The 19,424-nt window shown below is 73.1% G+C and carries 17 protein-coding genes; 5 read left to right on the top strand and 12 right to left on the bottom strand.

Annotated features, from left to right (window positions below):
- The first annotated feature begins 14 nt into the window (after positions 1–14).
- From OG937_32840 to OG937_32825, 4 genes are read left to right on the top strand one after another with little or no spacing between them, the layout of a single operon-like run.
- On the top strand, positions 15–674 hold the full coding sequence (locus OG937_32840; GenBank protein WUD76137.1) for a hypothetical protein: 660 nt from the start codon (positions 15–17) through the stop codon (positions 672–674).
- Positions 675–707: 33 nt separating this feature from the next.
- On the top strand, positions 708–1,298 hold the full coding sequence (locus OG937_32835) for a DUF6529 family protein (GenBank protein ID WUD76136.1): 591 nt from the start codon (positions 708–710) through the stop codon (positions 1,296–1,298).
- The gene (locus OG937_32830) at positions 1,295–1,747 is read left to right on the top strand and encodes a Rieske (2Fe-2S) protein (protein WUD76135.1); all 453 of its coding nucleotides are present in this window, start codon (positions 1,295–1,297) and stop codon (positions 1,745–1,747) included. Before OG937_32835 ends, OG937_32830 begins: the two co-directional genes overlap by 4 nt.
- 18 nt (positions 1,748–1,765) lie before the next feature.
- Positions 1,766–2,476: a nucleotidyltransferase domain-containing protein gene (locus OG937_32825; GenBank protein ID WUD76134.1), complete on the top strand. Its 711-nt coding sequence runs from the start codon at positions 1,766–1,768 to the stop codon at positions 2,474–2,476.
- Here the strand turns inward: OG937_32825 and OG937_32820 are convergent.
- From OG937_32820 to OG937_32770, 11 genes are all read right to left on the bottom strand, one after another.
- Complete coding sequence (locus OG937_32820) at positions 2,435–3,424, bottom strand: ADP-ribosylglycohydrolase family protein (GenBank protein WUD78967.1); 990 nt, start codon at positions 3,422–3,424, stop codon at positions 2,435–2,437. The two genes, OG937_32825 and OG937_32820, sit on opposite strands and share 42 nt — an antisense overlap.
- Before the next feature lie 20 nt (positions 3,425–3,444).
- On the bottom strand, positions 3,445–4,221 hold the full coding sequence (locus tag OG937_32815) for a nucleotidyltransferase domain-containing protein (protein WUD76133.1): 777 nt from the start codon (positions 4,219–4,221) through the stop codon (positions 3,445–3,447).
- A gap of 118 nt (positions 4,222–4,339) precedes the next feature.
- A complete protein-coding gene (locus tag OG937_32810) occupies positions 4,340–5,440 on the bottom strand; it encodes an rRNA pseudouridine synthase (protein ID WUD76132.1) in 1,101 nt (366 codons plus the stop codon).
- On the bottom strand, positions 5,440–6,099 hold the full coding sequence (scpB, locus tag OG937_32805; GenBank protein ID WUD78966.1) for an SMC-Scp complex subunit ScpB: 660 nt from the start codon (positions 6,097–6,099) through the stop codon (positions 5,440–5,442). Before scpB ends, OG937_32810 begins: the two co-directional genes overlap by 1 nt.
- A gap of 19 nt (positions 6,100–6,118) precedes the next feature.
- The gene (locus OG937_32800; GenBank protein WUD76131.1) at positions 6,119–7,270 is read right to left on the bottom strand and encodes a segregation/condensation protein A; all 1,152 of its coding nucleotides are present in this window, start codon (positions 7,268–7,270) and stop codon (positions 6,119–6,121) included.
- Between the two features lie 61 nt (positions 7,271–7,331).
- Positions 7,332–8,003, bottom strand: coding sequence for a hypothetical protein (locus tag OG937_32795; protein WUD76130.1), 672 nt, complete (start codon positions 8,001–8,003; stop codon positions 7,332–7,334).
- Positions 7,988–9,061 (bottom strand): ParA family protein, encoded by a 1,074-nt coding sequence (locus OG937_32790; protein WUD76129.1) that lies wholly within the window; start codon positions 9,059–9,061, stop codon positions 7,988–7,990. Before OG937_32790 ends, OG937_32795 begins: the two co-directional genes overlap by 16 nt.
- A 364-nt stretch (positions 9,062–9,425) precedes the next feature.
- On the bottom strand, positions 9,426–10,541 hold the full coding sequence (gene ald / locus OG937_32785; protein WUD78965.1) for an alanine dehydrogenase: 1,116 nt from the start codon (positions 10,539–10,541) through the stop codon (positions 9,426–9,428).
- A 250-nt stretch (positions 10,542–10,791) separates the two neighbouring features.
- Positions 10,792–13,125 (bottom strand): NB-ARC domain-containing protein, encoded by a 2,334-nt coding sequence (locus OG937_32780; protein WUD76128.1) that lies wholly within the window; start codon positions 13,123–13,125, stop codon positions 10,792–10,794.
- Between the two features lie 129 nt (positions 13,126–13,254).
- A complete protein-coding gene (locus tag OG937_32775; protein WUD76127.1) occupies positions 13,255–13,878 on the bottom strand; it encodes an NUDIX hydrolase in 624 nt (207 codons plus the stop codon).
- Positions 13,879–13,941: 63 nt separating this feature from the next.
- Positions 13,942–15,594 carry a CTP synthase gene (locus OG937_32770; protein ID WUD76126.1) on the bottom strand — a complete coding sequence of 551 codons (1,653 nt, stop codon included), beginning with the start codon at positions 15,592–15,594 and terminating at the stop codon, positions 13,942–13,944.
- Positions 15,595–15,992: 398 nt separating this feature from the next.
- On the opposite strand from OG937_32770, the gene OG937_32765 reads away from it, so the two are divergent.
- Complete coding sequence (locus tag OG937_32765) at positions 15,993–17,801, top strand: glycoside hydrolase family 15 protein (GenBank protein WUD76125.1); 1,809 nt, start codon at positions 15,993–15,995, stop codon at positions 17,799–17,801.
- Positions 17,802–17,830: 29 nt separating this feature from the next.
- On the opposite strand, the gene OG937_32760 is transcribed toward OG937_32765, so the two are convergent.
- A complete protein-coding gene (locus tag OG937_32760) occupies positions 17,831–18,967 on the bottom strand; it encodes a glycosyltransferase family 4 protein (GenBank protein WUD76124.1) in 1,137 nt (378 codons plus the stop codon).
- Positions 18,968–19,424: the final 457 nt, after the last annotated feature.

Here is a 19,424-nt window from a genome sequence, read left to right as displayed (position 1 = left end):
CGGGGGAGGCGGACATGAAGCGTTCCGGACCGCTCTACACGCTCCTCGCGGGGCTGGCACTCGCGCTGATCATGCTGTCGCTCAACGCGACGACGGAACCGCCGCAGGTGGGGACGAAGGGCGGCGGCCCGCCGGCCGCGAGCCGGACGCCGTCCGCCGCCCCGCCGTCGTCGGCCCCCGCGGTCTCGCCGTCCCGCAGCACCGCGGTCCCCCGCCCGGACGCGGACTACGCGGGCCGCACCGGCGACGACGCGGCGAGCGTCGCGATCGCGCTGCGCGACGGCAAGGCCGTCGCGTACGTCTGCGACGGGCGCACCAAGGAGGCCTGGCTGCGTGGCGACGTCCGGGACGACGGCGGCATGCGCCTGACCGGTGACCGCGGCGCCTCGCTGGAGGGCACCCTGGAGGGCGGCCGCGTCACCGGCGAGGTGCGGCTGCCCGGCGTGGAGCAGCCCTTCACCGCGCAGCGCGCGGTGAAGCCGTCCGGTCTGTACCGGGCGACCGCCTCGGTGCGCGGCGCGCGGGTCGTCGGCGGCTGGATCGTGCTGCCGAACGGCAAGCAGGTGGGGATCGTCTCGCGCGACGGCGAACCGTCGGCGGCGCCCGCCATCGACCCCGCCACCGGCGCCGTGACCGTCGACGGCACCCAGCTCACCGCACGGCCGATCCCCTGACCGTCCGCCCGCAGGCAGGAGCAGGAGCGCCCCATGAACGCGGACCCGAACGCCGCCACCACGTCCTTCCCGGCCCCGTCACCGCGCCCCCGGCGGCGGGTCGCCGTGTTCCTCGTCCCCGCGGTCGCCGCCGCGGCGGTCGCGGTCGCCCTCGGCGCGTACGGCAGGGTGCACGACCCGGCCGGCACCGCCTTCAACCTGGCCGGTTTCTCCAGCACGGGCGCGGTCAAGTCCTGGCTCGCCACGGCCGCCTTCGCCTTCGCCGTGGTGCAGGCGGTCTCGGCGCTGGTGATGTACGGCAAGGTGCCGGGCGTCCGCGCCCCCTCCTGGACCGGCGGGCTGCACCGCTGGTCGGGCCGGATCGCGTTCCTGCTGGCCGTCCCGGTCGCCGTGCACTGCCTGTACGCGTTGGGCTATCAGACGTACAGCAGCCGCGTGATGTGGCACTCGCTGCTCGGGTGCTTCTTTTTCGGGGCATTCACCGCAAAGATGCTGCTGCTGCGGGCCGAGCGACTGCCGGGCTGGCTGCTGCCGGTCGTCGGCGGGCTGGTCTTCACGGCGCTGACGGTGCTGTGGCTGACGTCCGCGTTGTGGTTCTTCAGAACGGTCGGGGTGACGACATGAAGCGACGCATGGTGCTGCTGTCCACTGCAGCGCTGGCGGGTTGCAGCAAGTACGGCGAAGAGAGCGCGCCGCCCGCGGCGGCGACCTCCGCGCCACCACCGGCCTCGGCGCCCGTCTCCGCGCCGACCTCGGCACCGGCCTCCGCTCCCCCGTCCGGGGAAGGCGAGGTGCTGGTGAAGGCGGCCGACGTGCCCGTGGGCGGCGGCACGGTGATCACGGACAAGAAGGTCGTGGTGACCCAGCCCCAGGCCGGCGAGTTCAAGGCCTTCTCCGCCGTCTGCACCCATCAGGGCTGCCTGGTGAACACCGTCTCCGACGGCACCATCAACTGCCCCTGCCACGGCAGCAAGTTCCGCATCACCGACGCCTCGGTGGCCGCGGGACCGGCCAAGAAGCCGCTTCCCCCCAAGGAGATCACCGAAAAAGACGGCGAGATCCTCCTCGTGTAGCCCGTACGATCCCGGTCCATGCGCGACCACGACCTCGTACGCCGGCACACCGTCTACGCCTGTGTGATGGGCTCACGCGCCTTCGGCCTGGCCACGGACGGCAGCGACACCGACCGTCGCGGGGTGTACGTGGCGCCCACGCCGCTCTTCTGGCGCTTCGACAAGCCGCCCCGCCACGTGGACGGCCCGGAGCCCGAGCAGTTCTCCTGGGAGCTGGAGCGGTTCTGCGAGCTCGCGCTGCGCGCCAACCCCAACATCCTGGAGTGCCTCCACTCCCCCCTCGTCGAGCACGTCGACGACACCGGGAAGGAACTGCTCGCCCTGCGCGGCGCCTTCCTGTCCCGGCACGTCCACGAGAGCTTCGCGCGCTACGCCACCGGCCAGTTGCGGAAGCTGGAGGCCGACGTCCGCACGCACGGCGCGCCCCGCTGGAAGCACGCCATGCACCTGCTGCGCCTGCTGATCAGCTCCCGCGACCTGCTCCGCACCGGCGAACTGCGCATAGGGGTCGGCGACCACCGGGAGCGGCTGCTGGCGGTCAAGCGGGGCGAGGTCGGCTGGGCGGAGACGGAGTCCTGGATGCTCCGGCTGCGCGAGGAGGCCGACGCCGCCGCCCCGCGCAGTCCGCTCCCGGACGAGCCGGACCGGGCCCGCGTCGAGGACTTCCTCGTCCGGGTCCGGCGGGCGTCAGCCGCCGTCGCCGTCCCAGAGGGCGCCGAGGGCCAGTAGTTCGTCACGGTGCTCGAGCCGCTCCACCCAGGCGTCCGGCCAGGCCGCCAGGCCGTGGTGCGCGCCGGCGAAGGCGCCCGTCAGGCAGGCGATCGAGTCGGAGTCCCCCGAGGAGCACGCCGCCCGGCGCACCGCGGTGACGGGTTCGTCCGGGAAGAGCAGGAAGCACAGCAGGCCGGTCGCGAACGCCTCCTCGGCGATCCAGCCCGCGCCGCCGGCCAGGCACGGGTCGGCCTCCCGGTCGGGCGCCGCGAGGGCCTCGTCGAGGCGGTCGAGCACCCCGAGGCACTCGTCCCAGCCGCGCCGGACGAAGGCCACCGGGCCGTGGTCCTGGGCACGCAGCCACAGGTCGCCGAGCCACCACTCGTGGTACGTGTCGCGCTGCTCCATCGCGTAGGCGCGCAGCAGGGCGGTCAGTTCCGCGGGGGCGGCGCCCCGCGCGAGCAGGTGGACGGCGTGCGCGGTGAGGTCGGAGGCCGCGAGCGCCGTGGGGTGGCCGTGGGTGAGCGCGGACTGCAACTGGGCCGCCCCCGCCCGTTCCTCGGGGCGCAGGCCGGGGACGAGGCCGACCGGGGCGACCCGCATGTTCGCGCCGCAGCCCTTGGAGCCTGTCTGGCTGGCCTCCTGCCAGGGCCGGTCCGGGTGGTCCAGCTTCTCGCAGGCGACCAGGCAGGTGCGGCCGGGGGCACGGTTGTTGTCGGGCGAGTGGTACCAGTCGACGTACTCCTCGCGCACCGGGCGGGCGAGCCGGGACGGCGTGAGGGGGCCTCGTTCCATCGCCGTGCGCAGCCCGCGGCCGAGGGCGAGCGTCATCTGCGTGTCGTCGGTGACGAAGGCCGGGCGGGGCAGTTCCATCTCCCGCCACGGACCGCACTTGGCGAGGATCGACGGGACGTCGTTGAACTCCGTGGGGAAACCGAGCGCGTCACCGATCGCCAGCCCCGTCATCGCCCCCGAGGCGGCCCGTCTCACGCCGCGGCCACCCGGGTGCGGACGACCAGGTCGTGGAGGGCGTCGTAGGCCGCCGGCTCGCCGGGCAGCCGGGTGTCCCGCTGCGCGTCGTCCAGACCCGCGTGCAGGGCCTCGACGTCGGCGTGGACGCGGCGCGGGTCGAGGTCCATGGCGAGGCCGTGCTCGGCGACGGCCTTCTCGTCGATGAGTTCGCGGACGTACCCGGGGGCGGTGACGTGCTCCAGCAGCGTCGGCAGGTGCGCCTCGACGGTGCCGGTGCGCATCAGGTGGATGCCGGTCAGCAGCACCCGGAAGGTGTAGAGCAGCGGCTTGAGCTCGCCGGTCTTCTCGTACAGCTCCCACTGGGTACGGGCGAAGCCCCGGTAGTGGTGGGCGTGGTGGCTGGTGATGACCCCGGGTGCCAGGTCGACCAGTTGGGCGTGGACGCCGCTGGTGTGCACCACGAGCGGGGACAGCAGCTGCTCCAGGACGTAGCCGTTGCGCCGCAGCATGAGCCGGGCGAACTTCAGCAGGTCGTGGGTGACCAGGTCGAGTTCGAGGCCGTCCTGCTCCCACATGCGGGTCTGGGTCTCCTCGCCCTCCCGCAGCCCGATCAGGTCGGACAGCGGGAGGAGGTGGATGCCGCGCAGGTCCACGTCGGAGTCGCGGGACGGGAAGCCGTACAGGTGCGCACCGGAGACGGTGGCGAACAGCAACGGGTGTCCCTGCTGGGCGAGGGCCGGGGAGAGTTCGGGCAGCCCGGCCCCGCGCAGACGTTCGGCGTGGATGGTCATTGCGCCATCCTTCCCGGAACGGCGTCCTCCGGGAAAGTCCTTATCCGATGAGAAGCCGGTCAGAAAACCGGTCCGGCAGGGGGCGCGGACCGGCCCGTGACGGCGGGGACCGGACGGCTCAGAGGTCGACCTCGCGCATGAGCATGCCCACCTCGGTGTTGGTGAGCCGCCGCAGCCACCCCGACTTCTGGTCGCCGAGCGCGATCGGGCCGAAGCTGGTGCGGACCAGCTTGTCGACCGGGAAGCCCGCCTCGGCCAGCATGCGGCGGACGATGTGCTTGCGGCCCTCGTGCAGGGTCACCTCGACGAGGTAGTTCTTGCCGGTCTGCTGCACGACGCGGAAGCTGTCGGCACGGGCCCAGCCGTCCTCCAGCTCGATGCCGCTCTTGAGCTGCTTGCCGATGTCGCGCGGCAGCACGCCGTTGATCGCGGCGAGGTACGTCTTCTGCACGCCGTAGCGGGGGTGGGTGAGACGGTGGGCCAGCTCGCCGTGGTTGGTGAGCAGGATGATGCCCTCGGTCTCGGTGTCCAGCCGCCCGACGTGGAACAGCCGGGTCTCGCGGTTGGTGACGTAGTCGCCGAGGCACTGGCGGCCCTCGGGGTCCTCCATCGTGGAGACGACGCCGGCCGGCTTGTTCAGGGCGAAGAACAGGTACGACTGCGTGGCGACGGTCAGCCCGTCGACGCGCACCTCGTCCTTGTCCGGGTCCACGCGCAGGCCCTGCTCGGTGACGATCTTGCCGTTCACCTCGACGCGGCGCTGCTCGATCAGCTCCTCGCACGCGCGGCGCGAGCCCATGCCCGCCCGGGCCAGCACCTTCTGCAGGCGCTCGCCCTCCTGCTCGGCGCCGGGGAAGGTCTTGGGGAGGTTCAGCTTGGGCTTGCTGTGCCGCTCGCGGTTGCGCTCCTCGATCTGGGCGTCGAGTTCGCGCGGGCGCGCGGGTGTGGACTTGCGGGGCTTGCCGGAGGCACCGCCCGGCTTGCCACCGGTGCCGCCCGGCTTGCCACCGGTGCCGCGCCTGGCGGCTCCGCCCGCTCCACCGGGGCCGCCGGAGCTGCCGCCGACGTCGTAGCGCCGCTCCTCCGGACGGGGCCGGCCCGCGCGCTTCTGCTGGTCGTCGCGCTGCCCCCCGGTCCTGGACCGGGACGTGCCCCCATCGGCACCCCGGGGATTCCGGTTGCCGCCGCTGTTCCTGCCGCTGCCGCTACTGCTTCGCATCAAGTATCCGTCGTCGAGTCCGGGTCGAATGAGGGGACGCCCTCCAGGGAGTCCGCCTCGACGGCGGCCGCCTCCGGGAGGAACGGGGCGAGCTCGGGCAGCTCGTCCAGGCCGCGCAGGCCCATCCGCTCCAGGAAGTAGTTCGTCGTCCTGTACAGGATCGCACCTGTCTCGGCTTCCGTCCCACACTCCTCCACCAGACCCCGCTGAAGAAGGGTGCGCATCACGCCGTCGCAGTTGACCCCGCGCACCGCGGAGACCCGGGACCGGCTCACCGGCTGCCGGTACGCGACGACCGCCAGCGTCTCCAGCGCGGCCTGGGTCAGCCGGGCCTGCTGGCCGTCCAGGACGAACTTCTCGACGGCCGCGGCGTACGCGGGCCGGGTGTAGAAGCGCCAGCCGCCCGCGATCAGGCGCAGGTCGAAGCCGCGGCCCTGCGCGGCGTACTCCTCCGCGAGGTCGTGGAGCGCGGTGGCGATCTCCCGGCGCGGGCGCTCCAGCACCTTCGACAGGGTCTCCTCGGTGACGGGCTCGTCGACGACCATCAGGACCGCCTCCAGGGCGGGCCTCAGCTCCAGCTCCGCCACGGACAGCAGCCCCGCGGGCGTGCCCTCCGCCGCCTCACCGGTCCCCTCGACCGCCCCGGTCACCCCGGTCATCCCGGTCACCTCCGTCACGTCAGCCATCCTTCCCGTCCTTCGCGGCGGCCGGCACCTGGTCGAATTCATCGGTCACGAGCGGCTGGGCCGGTGCCGCCTCGCCGCCCGTCCAGCGGACCCGGAGCGTGCCCAGGGCCTCCTCCTGGTCGAGCGCGACCGCCTTCTCCCGGTACAGCTCCAGGAGGGCCAGGAAGCGCGCGACGACCGTCAGGGTGTCGGGGGCGTCGAAGGTGAGCTCCGTGAAGTTCGCCTCGCCGCGCTCGCGCAGCATCGCGATGACGTGCTCCGCCTGTTCGCGGACGCTCACCAGCGGCGCGTGGATGTGGTCCACGTACACCTGCGGCTTCGGCTTCGGCTGCATCGCCTTGACGGCGAGCTGCGCGAAGCGTTCCGGACCGATGCTCAGCACCACCTCGGGCAGCAGCTCGGCGTGCTGCGGCTCCAGTCCCACGGTGCGGGGGTGGTGCAGCGCCTCGGCCTCCAGCCGCTCGGCGAAGATCGCGGCGATCTGCTTGTAGGCGCGGTACTGGAGCAGCCGGGCGAAGAGCAGGTCCCGGGCCTCCAGCAGGGCGAGGTCCTCCTCGTCCTCCACCTCGGCGGCGGGCAGCAGGCGCGCGGCCTTCAGGTCCAGCAGCGTCGCGGCGACGACCAGGAACTCCGTGGTCTGGTCCAGGTCCCAGTCCGGTCCCATGGCGCGGATGTGCGCCATGAACTCGTCCGTCACCTTGGACAGGGCGACCTCGGTGACGTCGAGCTTGTGCTTGGAGATCAGCTGCAGCAGCAGGTCGAAGGGGCCCTCGAAGTTCGCCAGCCGGACGGTGAACCGGCCGTCGTTCGCGGCGGCGCCCTCCTGGGCACTCCCCTCGTCGCCCGGCTCGCCGGCAGACTGCGCCTGCCCGTCCGGCGCGGCCGGGGGTTCGTCGTCCCCCGCCTCCGGTGCGGGCGGCGGGTCCGCGACGAGCAGGTGCCCCTCGGGCTGCGGGACGGCCTCCGCCGCGGCCTCGACGCCGTCGGGTGACGGCGCCGCCGCGGACATGGTGTGGCCGAACTCACCGCCCGCGTCGCCCGCGCCCTCGTCGGCCACGGCCGGGGGCGGCACGGGGTTCGCGCCGGGGCCGCGGCCGAGGAGGCGGCGGGAGCGCTGCGGGCTGGCGGTGTCGTCGGGGGGCATGGGGGTCCAGATGGTGCTGACGGGGCCGTACGGAGGACGGCACCGTATCGCGCGGAGCGCGTCAGCGGCCGCGCAGGCGGCGTACGAGGATGCTCGCGTCGCCGCGGGACTCGAGGTCGGCCAGGACCACCGCGACCGCTTCGCGGACGATCCGCCCGCGGTCCACGGCGAGCCCGTGCTCCCCACGCAGGACGAGGCGGGCGTGCTCGAGGTCCATGAGCTCCTCGGCGGAGACGTAGACGGTGATCTTCTCGTCGTGGCGCTCGCGCCCGCTGGGCCGTCTGGGGGCCCGGCCGGACTTGCGGCGCGGCTGCGGGGGCTGCGGCGGCTGCGGGGCCGCCTGGGGGCCCGTGGAGCCCGTTCCGGGGGCCTGCAGGCCGCGCCGGACGGTCGGACCGGACGGGCCCGCCTGCTCGGGGACGGAGCGGGCCGCGGGGGCGGACGCCGTGCCGGCGTCGGTGCCGGCGTCCCGTCCGCCGTGCTCGGCGGCTTCGGAGGGCGCCGCGGACTCGCTGACGGGCGCCTCCTCGGGCGCCGGCTCCTCGGCGGGGGCAGGCACGGGCCGCAGCGGGCGTTCGCCGGGCGCGCCGGAGTCCGTGCCGGGGCCGCCGCCGGTGCCCGCGCCGGGAGTCTCGCCGTTGGCGTGCTGCCGCGGCGTCGCGGACTGGAGCCCCCGCCCCCCGGTGGTGCGGAACAGTTCGTCGGCCCCCGGGAGACTCACTCGGCGTGACACCGGGCGAGCACCTCCCTGGCGAGCTGGCGATAGGCGGCGGCGCCGACCGAGTTGGAGGCGTAGGTGGTGATCGGCTCACCGGCGACCGTGGTCTCCGGGAAGCGGACGGTCCGTCCGATGACGGTGTGGTAGACGTGGTCGTCGAAGGCCTCGACGACACGCGCCAGGACCTCGCGGCTGTGCACGGTGCGCGAGTCGTACATCGTGGCGAGGATGCCGTCCAGCTCCAGCTCGGGGTTGAGCCGTTCCCTGACCTTCTCGATGGTCTCGGTGAGCAGCGCGACACCGCGCAGCGCGAAGAACTCGCACTCCAGCGGGACGATCACCTGGTGGGCCGCGGTCAGGGCGTTGACGGTCAGCAGGCCGAGCGAGGGCTGACAGTCGATGATGACGTAGTCGTAGTCGGGCAGCAGCGGCTTCAACGCGCGCTGCAGCGAGGACTCGCGGGCCACCTCGCTGACCAACTGGACTTCCGCGGCCGACAGGTCGATGTTGCTGGGCAACAGGTCCATGCCGGGCACCGCGGTCTTCAGCAGCACCTCGTCGGCCGAGAGCCCGCGTTCCATCAGCAAGTTGTAGACCGTGACGTCCAGTTCCATCGGGTTGACGCCGAGGCCGACGGAGAGCGCGCCCTGCGGGTCGAAGTCGACCAGGAGGACGCGGCGGCCGTATTCGGCCAGCGCGGCACCGAGGTTGATGGTGGACGTCGTCTTGCCGACGCCGCCCTTCTGGTTGCACATGGCGATGATCTTCGCCGGGCCGTGGTCCGTCAGTGGGCCGGGGATCGGGAAGTACGGCAACGGGCGGCCGGTGGGGCCCACGCGCTCTCGGCGCTGCCGCGCCGCGTCGGGTGCCAGCGTGGCCGCGTACTCGGGGTCGGGTTCGTACTCCGCGTCGGGGTCGTAGAACTGACCGTCCTGCAGCTCTTCTTCGTAGTGCGCCATGGGGTTCGCGTAACGCGTCTCGTTGTCTGTCCCGGTCCTGCGCGCCTCGAACGTCCGGACGGCCACGGAGGCCACCGGTTCGAGCCGTGCGGAGCCGTCGGTCTGCACGGTCATTCCTGGCTGACCACCCCCGGGAGCAAATGTCGACTCATTCACAAGTCGTCTTACCTCCTTGGTGACCAGGAAACTTCTCAATAGGTCAGCGTTGCAGCATGCCGACGGTTGGCGACTCTATGGCGTGTCGGTGGTTCACAGCAACACAATCCACCGGACACGGCACGATGTGTCGGCAACCGAACGTCTCGCTGTCAAGGGTGTAACGACGACGCCGGGGATGTTTCGCGGGGGGACGAATCGGCAAAACAGTATGGTTCCACGCGAACGGCCGGGCCTTGGGACTCAAGACCCGGCCGTGCGTACCGGATTGGCGACAAGTTGACGCCAACGCGAGAAAAATCGATCAGTCGACCAGCCTGCGTCAGCCGAGGACGGTGGCCAGGTCGACCGCGTCCAGGCCGTGGGCCTCGGCGACCGGGCCGTAGACGACCTGGCCCTCGTGGGTGTTGAGGCCCTTGGCGAGCGCGGCGTCACGGCGCAGCGCCTCGCGCCAGCCGCGGTTGGCCAGCTCGACGATGTACGGCAGCGTCGCGTTGGTCAGCGCGTAGGTGGAGGTGTTCGGCACCGCGCCCGGCATGTTGGCGACGCAGTAGAAGACCGAGTTGTGCACCGCGAAGGTCGGCTCGGCGTGCGTGGTGGGACGGGAGTCCTCGAAGCAGCCGCCCTGGTCGATCGCGATGTCGACGAGCACCGAGCCCGGCTTCATCCGGGAGACCAGCTCGTTGGTGACGAGCTTGGGGGCCTTGGCGCCCGGGATCAGGACCGCGCCGATGACGAGGTCGGCGTCGAGGACGGCCTTCTCCAGCTCGAAGGCGTTGGAGACGATGGTCTGCACCTTGGTGCCGAAGATCTTGTCGGCCTCGCGCAGCTTGTTGATGTCCCGGTCGAGCAGGGTGACGTGGAAGCCCATGCCGACGGCGATCTGCGCGGCGTTCCAGCCGGAGACGCCGCCGCCGATCACGACCGCCTTGGCCGGGGCCACACCCGGGACGCCGCCGGGGAGCACCCCGCGGCCGCCGGCCGAGCGCATCAGGTGGTACGCGCCGACCTGCGGGGCCAGCCGGCCGGCCACCTCGGACATCGGGGCGAGCAGCGGCAGCTGGCGGTTGGCGAACTCGACGGTCTCGTACGCGATCGCGGTGGTGCCGGACTCCAGCAGCGCGTCGGTGCACTCGCGGGACGCCGCCAGGTGCAGGTAGGTGAAGAGGGTCTGGTCCTTGCGGAGACGGTGGTACTCCTCCGCGATCGGCTCCTTGACCTTCAGCACCAGGTCGGCGGCGGCCCACACCTCGTCGGCGGTCGGGAGGATCGTCGCACCGGCGGAGACGTACTCCTCGTTCGGGATGGACGAGCCGACGCCGGCGTCCTGCTCGACGAAGACCTCGTGGCCGCCTCGGACGAGCTCGTGCACGCCGGCGGGGGTGATGGCCACGCGGAACTCGTTGTTCTTGACCTCGCGGGGGATGCCGACCTTCACGTCGATCACGGTCCTGTTCACGGGAGTGGAGGGTTTGTGCAGGTCTCCGGACATGTCACCCCATAACGGAGTACGTCGGACCTGACCGCGTTGTGCTGCGGTGTGACCAAGTGTAGTGAAGGAAGAGTCACTGTCCAGCCTTACAAAGTGACTACTTTCAGCGAAGGCATTGGCAGTTTCGTAGGTACGGCCCGCGAACGGCGTGATCTGAGGGCCCCCGGTGGGCCCTTGGGCCCGGAAACAGAGGGGCTCAGTCCTCCTCGGGCTGCGGAATCTCCTCGGCGGGCAGCAGACGGCGCGCCGCGGCCCGCTGGAGCCGGGCGCCCGCCGGGTCCCCGAGCCGGTCCAGGGTGTCGGCCATGCGCAGCAGCACGGCGCCCTCCAGCCGCCGCTCCCCCGCCTGCCGGGCCCAGTACAGGGCGTCGCGGCAGGTCCGCAGGGCGTCCTCGGGGTGGCCCGCGTACTCCTGGACCCGGGCCACCTCGCTGAGGGCGCGGGCCTGCGCGGGCAGGTCCTTCAGCCGGCGGTGGGCGGCCGCCGCGGCACGCCACTCGCGCAGCGCGTTGCCGTAGTGGGCGGCGTAGGTGAACAGGGCGCCGAGCCTGGAGTGCAGCCGCGCCTGGTGGACCACCTCGCCCCGGGCCTGCCGCAGGGCCAGCGCCCTGCCGTACCAGTCGGAGGCGCGCTGCGGGTCGTCCAGCTCCAGGTAGGTCCCGGCGATGGCCTCCAGCGCGCGGCCCTCGGCGTCACCGTCGTAGGCCTCCCGGGAGGCCACCAGCGCGGCCCGGTAGCGGTCGAGGGCGTCGAGCGGGCGGGCCGCCTCCACGTCCAGGTCGCCGATGTTCAGCAGGGCCGCCGCCTTCTCGCGGTGCAGCCCGCGCCGCTCGGCCACGTCCAGCACCAGGTGGTGGAGCCGGTAGCGCTCCGGCGCGGTCGCGCCGCCGTCGGGGTCCGCGGCGAGGGCCCGGACGAGCCCGGCCATGAGGCGGCGGGCCAGGGTGTCCAGCTCGCCGTCCGCGACCGCCAGCCGTGCGGAGGCCAGCAGGACCGGCAGCCGCAGCCGCAGCCACCCGGCCGCGACCGGACGGCTGGGGAAGCGCAGCGACTTGGGCAGCCCGTCCGGTTCCGTCTCGCCCTCCAGGCACATCCGGCACGCGTGCAGCAGCCGTACCGTGCGCTCCAGCATCCGGGCGCGGGCGAGCTGCACCTCGGACGGCTTCTCCGTGCTCTCCAGCAGTGCCCGCAGCGGCGGGGTCAGCCAGCCCGGCACGCGGTACTGCGCCGCCAGGTCGCCGGCCGCAGGCTCGGGGTGCAGCAGCCCGCAGCCGGCCAGGTCCGCGAGCGTGGCCTGCGCGGCCTCGACCGAGCAGCCGCCCAGGGCGGAGGCGGTCTGCGCGTCGGTCAGGCCCGAGGGGGCGAGCGCGAGCAGGCGCAGCATGCGGGCCACGGCGGGCGACAGCGCTCCGTAGACGAAGCGGAAGGCGCGCAGCAGCTCCGGCGCGGGGGTGGCGCGCGGGGTGGGCGGCGGGGCGGCGTTCCCCTTCTCCTCCGCTCCCCCGGAACCGTCGGCGTCCCGCGCGCCGCCGGGCTTCCGCGCGGTCGGGTCGGCGGACGTGCCCGCCCGGCGCAGCACCCGCGCCTGCCCGTCCGCGGCCAGGCCGCGCAGCGCCTCCGGCAGCGGGCCGCTGCCCGTGCGGTACCCGACGTCGGCGCGGAGCGTGCCGTCGCCCCGGGTGGCCGTGCCGCCCTCGGAGGCCGCGGGGGTGGCCGGTCCCGCGGCCGGCTCGGTGGCGTCGGCGTGCAGCCTGCGGGTGGCCTCGGCGACGGAGGTGCGGGGCTGGGCGGCGAGCCACGCGGCGACCAGGCGCAGCGCCGCGGGATGGCCGCCGCACTCCTGGGCGAGGCCCTCCGCGGCCCGGGGGTCGTTGGTGATCCGCACCCGGCCCACGGCCTCGGCCAGCAGGTCGACGCACGCCACCGGGTCGAGCCCGCCCAGGGTGCACGGGCGTACGTCGTGGACGCCGGGCAGCGGCCCCTCGGCCGTGGCGACCAGCAGGTTCCCCGAGCCTTTGGGCATCAGGTCCAGCAGTTGGCGGGAGTCCACGACGTCGTCCAGGACGAGGACGGCCTTGCGCCCGTTCAGGGCGGTGCGCAGTGCGGCCTGCAGTTCCTCGCGCTCCGCGGCCGGCTCGACCTCGACGTCCATCGCGCGCAGCAGCGAGCGGGCGGACTGCTCGGGCGGCACCGGCCGGCCGTCGTTCTCGCTGAGCCGTACGTAGAACTGGCCGCCGGGGTAGCGGTCGGCGACCTCGTGGGCGAGCCGCACGGCCAGCGCCGTCCGTCCCGAGCCCGGCCGGCCGGCCACGAGGAGCACGCGGCTGCCGTCGGGCGTCTGGCCGCGCAGGGCCGCCAGGCCCGGCCGGTCGATGTCGGCGCGCAGTTCCTCGAGCTCGCGGCGGCGGCCGACGAACCCCGGCAGGCCGGGGGGCAGCGTGCCGTGTGCCGGGGTCTGCGACGCCGGCCCCCACGGGCCGTCGTCAGAGGCCGCCGCCGATGCGTCGGCGTCCAGCACGTGATCCGCCACGGGCCCACTCCCGTTCTCCTACGAACGGCAAGAGCCTAGTTCACGGTATGGGTCCAACCCCCCTGCGCGACGCGGCGGATCCGCTCAATGATCACCCTCTCGGACGATCGGATGGTCAGACCGAACGGGTCACACGGAGAACGGTCGCGCGGGCCACTCGGCCTCGGCGGGGCGCAGCGCCTCCAGGCCGTCCCCGGCCCGGGCGGCCTGCAGCGCGAGCACGCCCACCACGAGGCAGTTGTTGTGCAGTTCCCCCGCGAGGACGCCGCGGACCAGCTGGTCCACCGGGACCCGGGCGAACTCCATGTCGGCCTCTTCCTCCGACACCTCGAAGCGCTCGCCCTCCACCTCGGACAGGCCCCGCGCCAGGAAGATCCGCACGGCCTCGTCGCAGCCGCCGGGCGTGGTGTACACGTCCGTGAGCACCCGCCAGTCCTCGGCCTTGACGTGGGCCTCCTCGTACAGCTCGCGCTGGGCGGCGTGCAGCGGGTTCTCGCCGGGGACGTCGAGCAGCCCGGCGGGGATCTCCCACAGCTTCATCCGCACGGGGTGGCGGTACTGCTTGAGGACCAGGACCCGGTCCCGGTCGTCGAGGGCGAGCACGGCCACCGAGCCGGGGTGGACCTGGTAGTCGCGCCGGGCGACGCCGCCGTCGGGCATGACGACGTCATCGGTGCGGACGCTGGTCTTCTTCCCGGTGAAGGGGGTGGCGGTGGCGGTGACCCGCCACTCCTCGGGAGTGTCCTTCAGCATGCTGCCCTCCGTGCGCGGTACCGGGGCGGGCCGTTCGCCGGCCCGCCCCCGCAACCGTATCGATCAACCCTTGAGGCGCTCGACGGCGGCCGCGACCAGACCCGCGAACAGGGGGTGCGGACGGGTCGGGCGGGACTTGAGTTCCGGGTGCGCCTGGGTGGCCACCAGGTACGGGTGCACGTCGCGGGGGTACTCGACGTACTCGACCAGCGTGTTGTCCGGGGAGGTGCCGGAGAACACCAGGCCGGCCTTCTTCTCCAGCTCGCCGCGGTAGGCGTTGTTCACCTCGTAGCGGTGGCGGTGCCGCTCCTCGACGTAGGGCTCGCCGCCGTAGACCTCGCGGACGATGGAACCCTCGGCGAGCTTCGCCGGGTACAGGCCCAGCCGCATGGTGCCGCCGAGGTCGCCCTGGCCGGCGACGATGTCGAGCTGCTCGGCCATGGTGGAGATCACCGGGTGGGCGGTCGCGGCGTCGAACTCGGTGGAGTTGGCGTCCGGGATGCCGGCCAGGCTGCGGGCCGCCTCGATGACCACGCACTGCAGGCCCAGGCACAGACCCAGCAGCGGGATGCGGTTCTCGCGGGCGAAGGTGATCGCCGAGACCTTGCCCTCCACACCGCGGTCGCCGAAGCCGCCGGGCACGCAGATCGCGTCCACGTCGCCGAGCTGTCGGGCCGCGCCGGCCGCGGTCTTGCACTCGTCCGAAGTCACCCACTTGATGTTGACCTTGGCGTTGTTGGCGAAGCCGCCGGCGCGCAGCGCCTCGGTCACCGACAGGTAGGCGTCCGGCAGGTCGATGTACTTGCCGACGAGGGCGACCTTCACCTCGTGCTCGGGCTGGTGGACCCGCCCCAGCAGGTCGTCCCACTGCGCCCAGTCGACGTCGCGGAACGGCAGGTTCAGCTTGCGGACCACGTACGCGTCCAGGCCCTCGGTGTGCAGCACCTTGGGGATGTCGTAGATCGACGGGGCGTCGATCGCCGCGACCACGGCCTCCTCGTCGACGTCGCACATCAGCGAGATCTTGCGCTTGATGGAGGTCGGCACCTCGCGGTCGGCGCGCAGCACGATCGCGTCGGGCTGGATGCCGATGCTGCGCAGCGCGGCCACGGAGTGCTGGGTCGGCTTGGTCTTCAGCTCGCCGGAGGGGCCGATGTACGGGAGCAGTGAGATGTGCATCACGAAGACGTTGTCCCGGCCGACCTCGTGCCGGACCTGCCGCACGGACTCCAGGAAGGGCAGCGACTCGATGTCGCCGACGGTGCCGCCGACCTCCGTGATCACCACGTCCACGTCCTCGGTCGCCATGCGCCGGATGCGGGACTTGATCTCGTTGGTGATGTGCGGGATGACCTGCACGGTGTCGCCCAGGTACTCGCCGCGCCGCTCCTTGGCGATCACCGAGGAGTAGACCTGCCCGGTGGTGACGTTGGCCGAGCCGGCGAGGTTCACGTCCAGGAAGCGCTCGTAGTGGCCGATGTCCAGGTCGGTCTCGGCGCCGTCGTCCGTGACGAACACCTCACCGTGCTGGAACGGGTTCATCGTGCCCGGGTCCACGTTGAGGTACGGGTCGAGCTTCTGCATGGTGACGCGCAGACCCCGGGCCTTGAGCAGTGCGCCGAGGCTGGAGGCCGTCAGGCCCTTGCCGAGCGAGGAGGCGACACCCCCCGTGACGAAGAGGTGCTTGGTCGTCGTGGATTTGGGCGGCAGTGCCAACAGGGGGCTCCCGTGGTCGCGAGGTGGTGGTCGGGACGGCACCATGGTGAGGAAGAGGGGTGTCGTCGCGGCGGTTCAGTGGTTCAGGCCACCGGCCCACGGGCTACCAGGGTATCAGTGACGCGCACCAGACGGTGCGGGCGGCTCTCTGACGAAAAACGCGGTCACCGGGAGTTTGGTACGACAAAATGCACCCGACCGGCCCAGCGGGGGCGGTCGTCGCTTCCGCACAGCCCGCGTTGTCGTCGTATCCTGCTCGGACACATCGATTCGATGCGAGTGAACCGGCACGGCACTACCCCGCCCGCTCCCGGGAAAGAGCTCGTCGACAGATCCACAGACCGCAATCACCGCCCCAGTCCCAAGGGGCGCCGCCGTCGTTCGACTGGGAGACCTACGTGGCCGGGCGTATCGAGGATTACGCACTCATCGGCGATATGCAGACCGCCGCCCTGGTGTGCCGGGACGGCACGGTCGACTGGCTGTGCCTGCCCCGCTTCGACTCCCCCGCGATCTTCGCGGGCCTGCTCGGCACCGAGGAGCACGGCTACTGGCGGCTCGGCCCCGCCCACGCGAACGGCACCCCGTCCCCGGCCGCCACCCGGCGCCGCTACCGGGGCGACTCCCTGGTGCTGGAGTCCGAGTGGGACACCCCCCGCGGCACGGTCCGTGTGATCGACTTCATGCCGCCGCGTGACGGCGCCCCCCAGCTGATCCGGATCGTCGAGGGCGTCAGCGGCCGGGTGCCGATGCGGTCCGCGCTGCGCATGCGCTTCAGCTACGGCTGGGTCGTGCCGTGGGTGCACAAGGTGGGCGAGCGCACCGTCGCCGTCGCCGGCCCGGACTCCGTCTGGCACGACACCGATGTCGAGACGTACGGCAAGGACCTGACCACCTACGCCGACTTCACGGTCTCGCCCGGCGACCGCATCGCCTTCACCATCAGCTGGCAGCCCTCCCACAAGGAGCCGCCCCCGCTCGCCGAGCCCGAGGCCTCGCTGGAGGCCACCGAGGACTTCTGGCGCGAGTGGGTCGCCCAGTGCACCTACCACGGCCCCTACCGGGACGCCGTGGTCCGCTCCCTGATCACCCTCAAGGCACTGACGTACGGGCCGACCGGCGGCATCGTCGCCGCGCCCACCACCTCCCTGCCCGAGGACATCGGCGGCGTCCGCAACTGGGACTACCGCTTCACCTGGCTGCGCGACGCGGCGATCACCCTGTCCTCCCTGCTGCGCACCGGCTACCGCGACGAGGCCCGCGCCTGGCGCGAGTGGCTGCTGCGCGCGGTCGCCGGCGACCCCGAGAACCTGCAGATCATGTACGGCATCGCCGGTGAGCGCGAGCTCGGCGAGACCGAGCTGGACTGGCTGCCCGGCTACGAGAACTCCATCCCGGTCCGGGTCGGCAACGGCGCCGCCCACCAACTCCAGCTCGACGTCTACGGCGAGGTCACCGAGGCCCTGCACCTGGCGCACATGACCGGCCTGGCCCGCAACGACTACGCCTCCCTCCTGCAGATCCGGCTCATCCAGTACCTGGAGGACCACTGGGACGAGCCGGACGAGGGCATCTGGGAGGTCCGCGGCCCGCGCCGGCACTTCGTCCACTCCAAGGTCATGGCCTGGGTCGCCGTCGACCGCACCGTCAAGCTCATCGAGTCCGGCGAGGTCGACGGCCCGCTGGAGCGCTGGCGCGACCTGCGCGACGAGATCCACCGCGACGTGTGCGAGAAGGGCTACGACAAGGAACGCAACACCTTCACGCAGTCCTACGGCTCGCGCGAGCTGGACGCCTCGCTGCTGCTCATCCCGCAGGTCGGCTTCCTGCCGCCGGACGACAAGCGCGTCATCGGCACCATCGAGGCGATCCAGCGGGAACTGTCCACCGAGGACGGCTTCGTGCTGCGCTACCCGACCGACGCCCCGCCCGGCGGCGAGAACCTGGACGGCCTCCCCGGCGACGAGGGCGCCTTCCTCGCGTGTTCCTTCTGGCTCGCCGACGACCTCGCCATGATCGGCCGGGTCGACGAGGCCCGCAGGCTCTTCGAGAAGCTGCTCGCGCTCCGCAACGACCTCGGCCTGCTGGCGGAGGAGTGGGACCCGCGGCTGCAGCGGCAGGTCGGCAACTTCCCGCAGGCCTTCAGCCACGTGCCGCTGATCGACACGGCGCTGCGGCTCACCGCGAGCGGCGCGTACGGCGGCTGACCGCACCGCCGCCGCCCGCGAAGCGGCCCTCAGGACGAGGTCAACTCGTCGTAGATGCTGAGCACTTGGGCGACCGTGTCATCCTCGGTCGGCCATGTGGCGGCCTGCACGGGACCGGCCGCGGCGAGCCCCGCACGCCGCGCCGGGTCCCCCAGCAGACGCGCGACGGTGTCCGCGAGCGTCTTCGGATTGCCGTAGGGCACCAACACCGCCGCCTCGCCGACGAGTTCGGGCGTACCGCCGACGGAGGTCGCCACCAGCGGCGCCCCCGCGTGCAGCGCCTCCTGCGCGATCAGCGACCGCGCCTCCCAGCGCGAGGGCAGCACCACGACCTCGGCGGCGGCGAGGAGTTCGGGCACGTCGTCACGGCGGCCGAGCAGCCGCACCGGCAGCTCCTCGGTCTCGATCCGCTCCTGGAGCTCCGTACGCAGCGAGCCCTCGCCCGCGACGACCAGCAACGGCGCCGGGTCGAGCCCCGCCCAGCCGTGGGCCGCGTCCAGCAGCAGGTGATACCCCTTGCGCGGCTCCAGACGGCCCACCGCGAGCAGCAACGGACGCTCCCCCACGGCGAATTCGTCCCGGGTCTTGTGCCGGCGCCGCTCCGCCTCCGCCACCGCCTCCGGGGACGGCGCGACCCGCGGCGGCGCCGGCACCCCGATCGGCCCGAGCCGGGCGTCCCGGGCCCCGGCCGTACGGGCCCGGTCCACCAGGTCCGACGAGGCGCCCAGCACGACCGCCGCCGCCCGCGCCACCCGGCGCTCCAGCAACCGCAGCACCCGCCCCCGCGCGCCCTCGGCCAGCACCGCGCCGTGCCAGGTCACCACCAGCGGCGTACGGCGCCCGCTCAGCGCCATCGTGGCGAGCAGCCCGGCCCGCAGCCCGTGCGCGTGCACCACGTCCGCCCCGGCGCAGGCCGCCCGCAACGCCGTCACCACGGCCGCGTCCGCCCTCGGTTGCGCGCGCCGCGTGATCTCGACCGGCGCGAACCGCGCTCCCGCCGCACCGAACCCGTACCGCTCCTCGGCCTCGGTCGGACCGCAGACCGTCACCTGCACGCCGCGCGCCACCAACCCGCCTGCCACGGAGGCGACATGGGCCCGCGCCGTCTCGCCCAGCACGTGGACGGCGTGCAGCTGCCCGTGCAAGGGGCTCGGTGAACTGCTCACGCGGAGTAGGGCTCCTGACTCGGCATCGTGCGGAGGGCGGCGGGGTGCTCCCTCAAGGATGCCAGGCCGATAGGCCATCCAGGGAGCGATGCCCCACCCCCACCCGGCCACACGTACGCGGGACCACCCTTACGAGTGCCCCCCGCTCCCCCATCACGCCGACCCCGCACCCGCAAGCGGGGGTACCCGCCCTCGGGCGTGGCACGCGCCGGCGCACGGCCACGGCCGGGACGGCGGTGCCCCCGACGGACCGGCCACGGACCGGCCGGCGGCGTTGCCGACCGCCTCCGCCCCGAGTGCGGTGCGCGCAAACCCCTCCCGGGGGTCTGCCGGACGGCGCCCGGCAGGCGGGAAGGGCACCCCGTCACACCGGGGACGGCGGTCGGCCACCCGCCGCGGCAAGGCCGCACCCCCAGTGGCGAAGGCGAGCCCCGCGACCCGCACACCCGGTGGCCGG

This window comes from Streptomyces sp. NBC_00510 (assembly GCA_036013505.1).
Taxonomy (GTDB): Bacteria; Actinomycetota; Actinomycetes; order Streptomycetales; family Streptomycetaceae; genus Actinacidiphila.
This window is presented reverse-complemented; position numbering and strand designations above follow the sequence as displayed.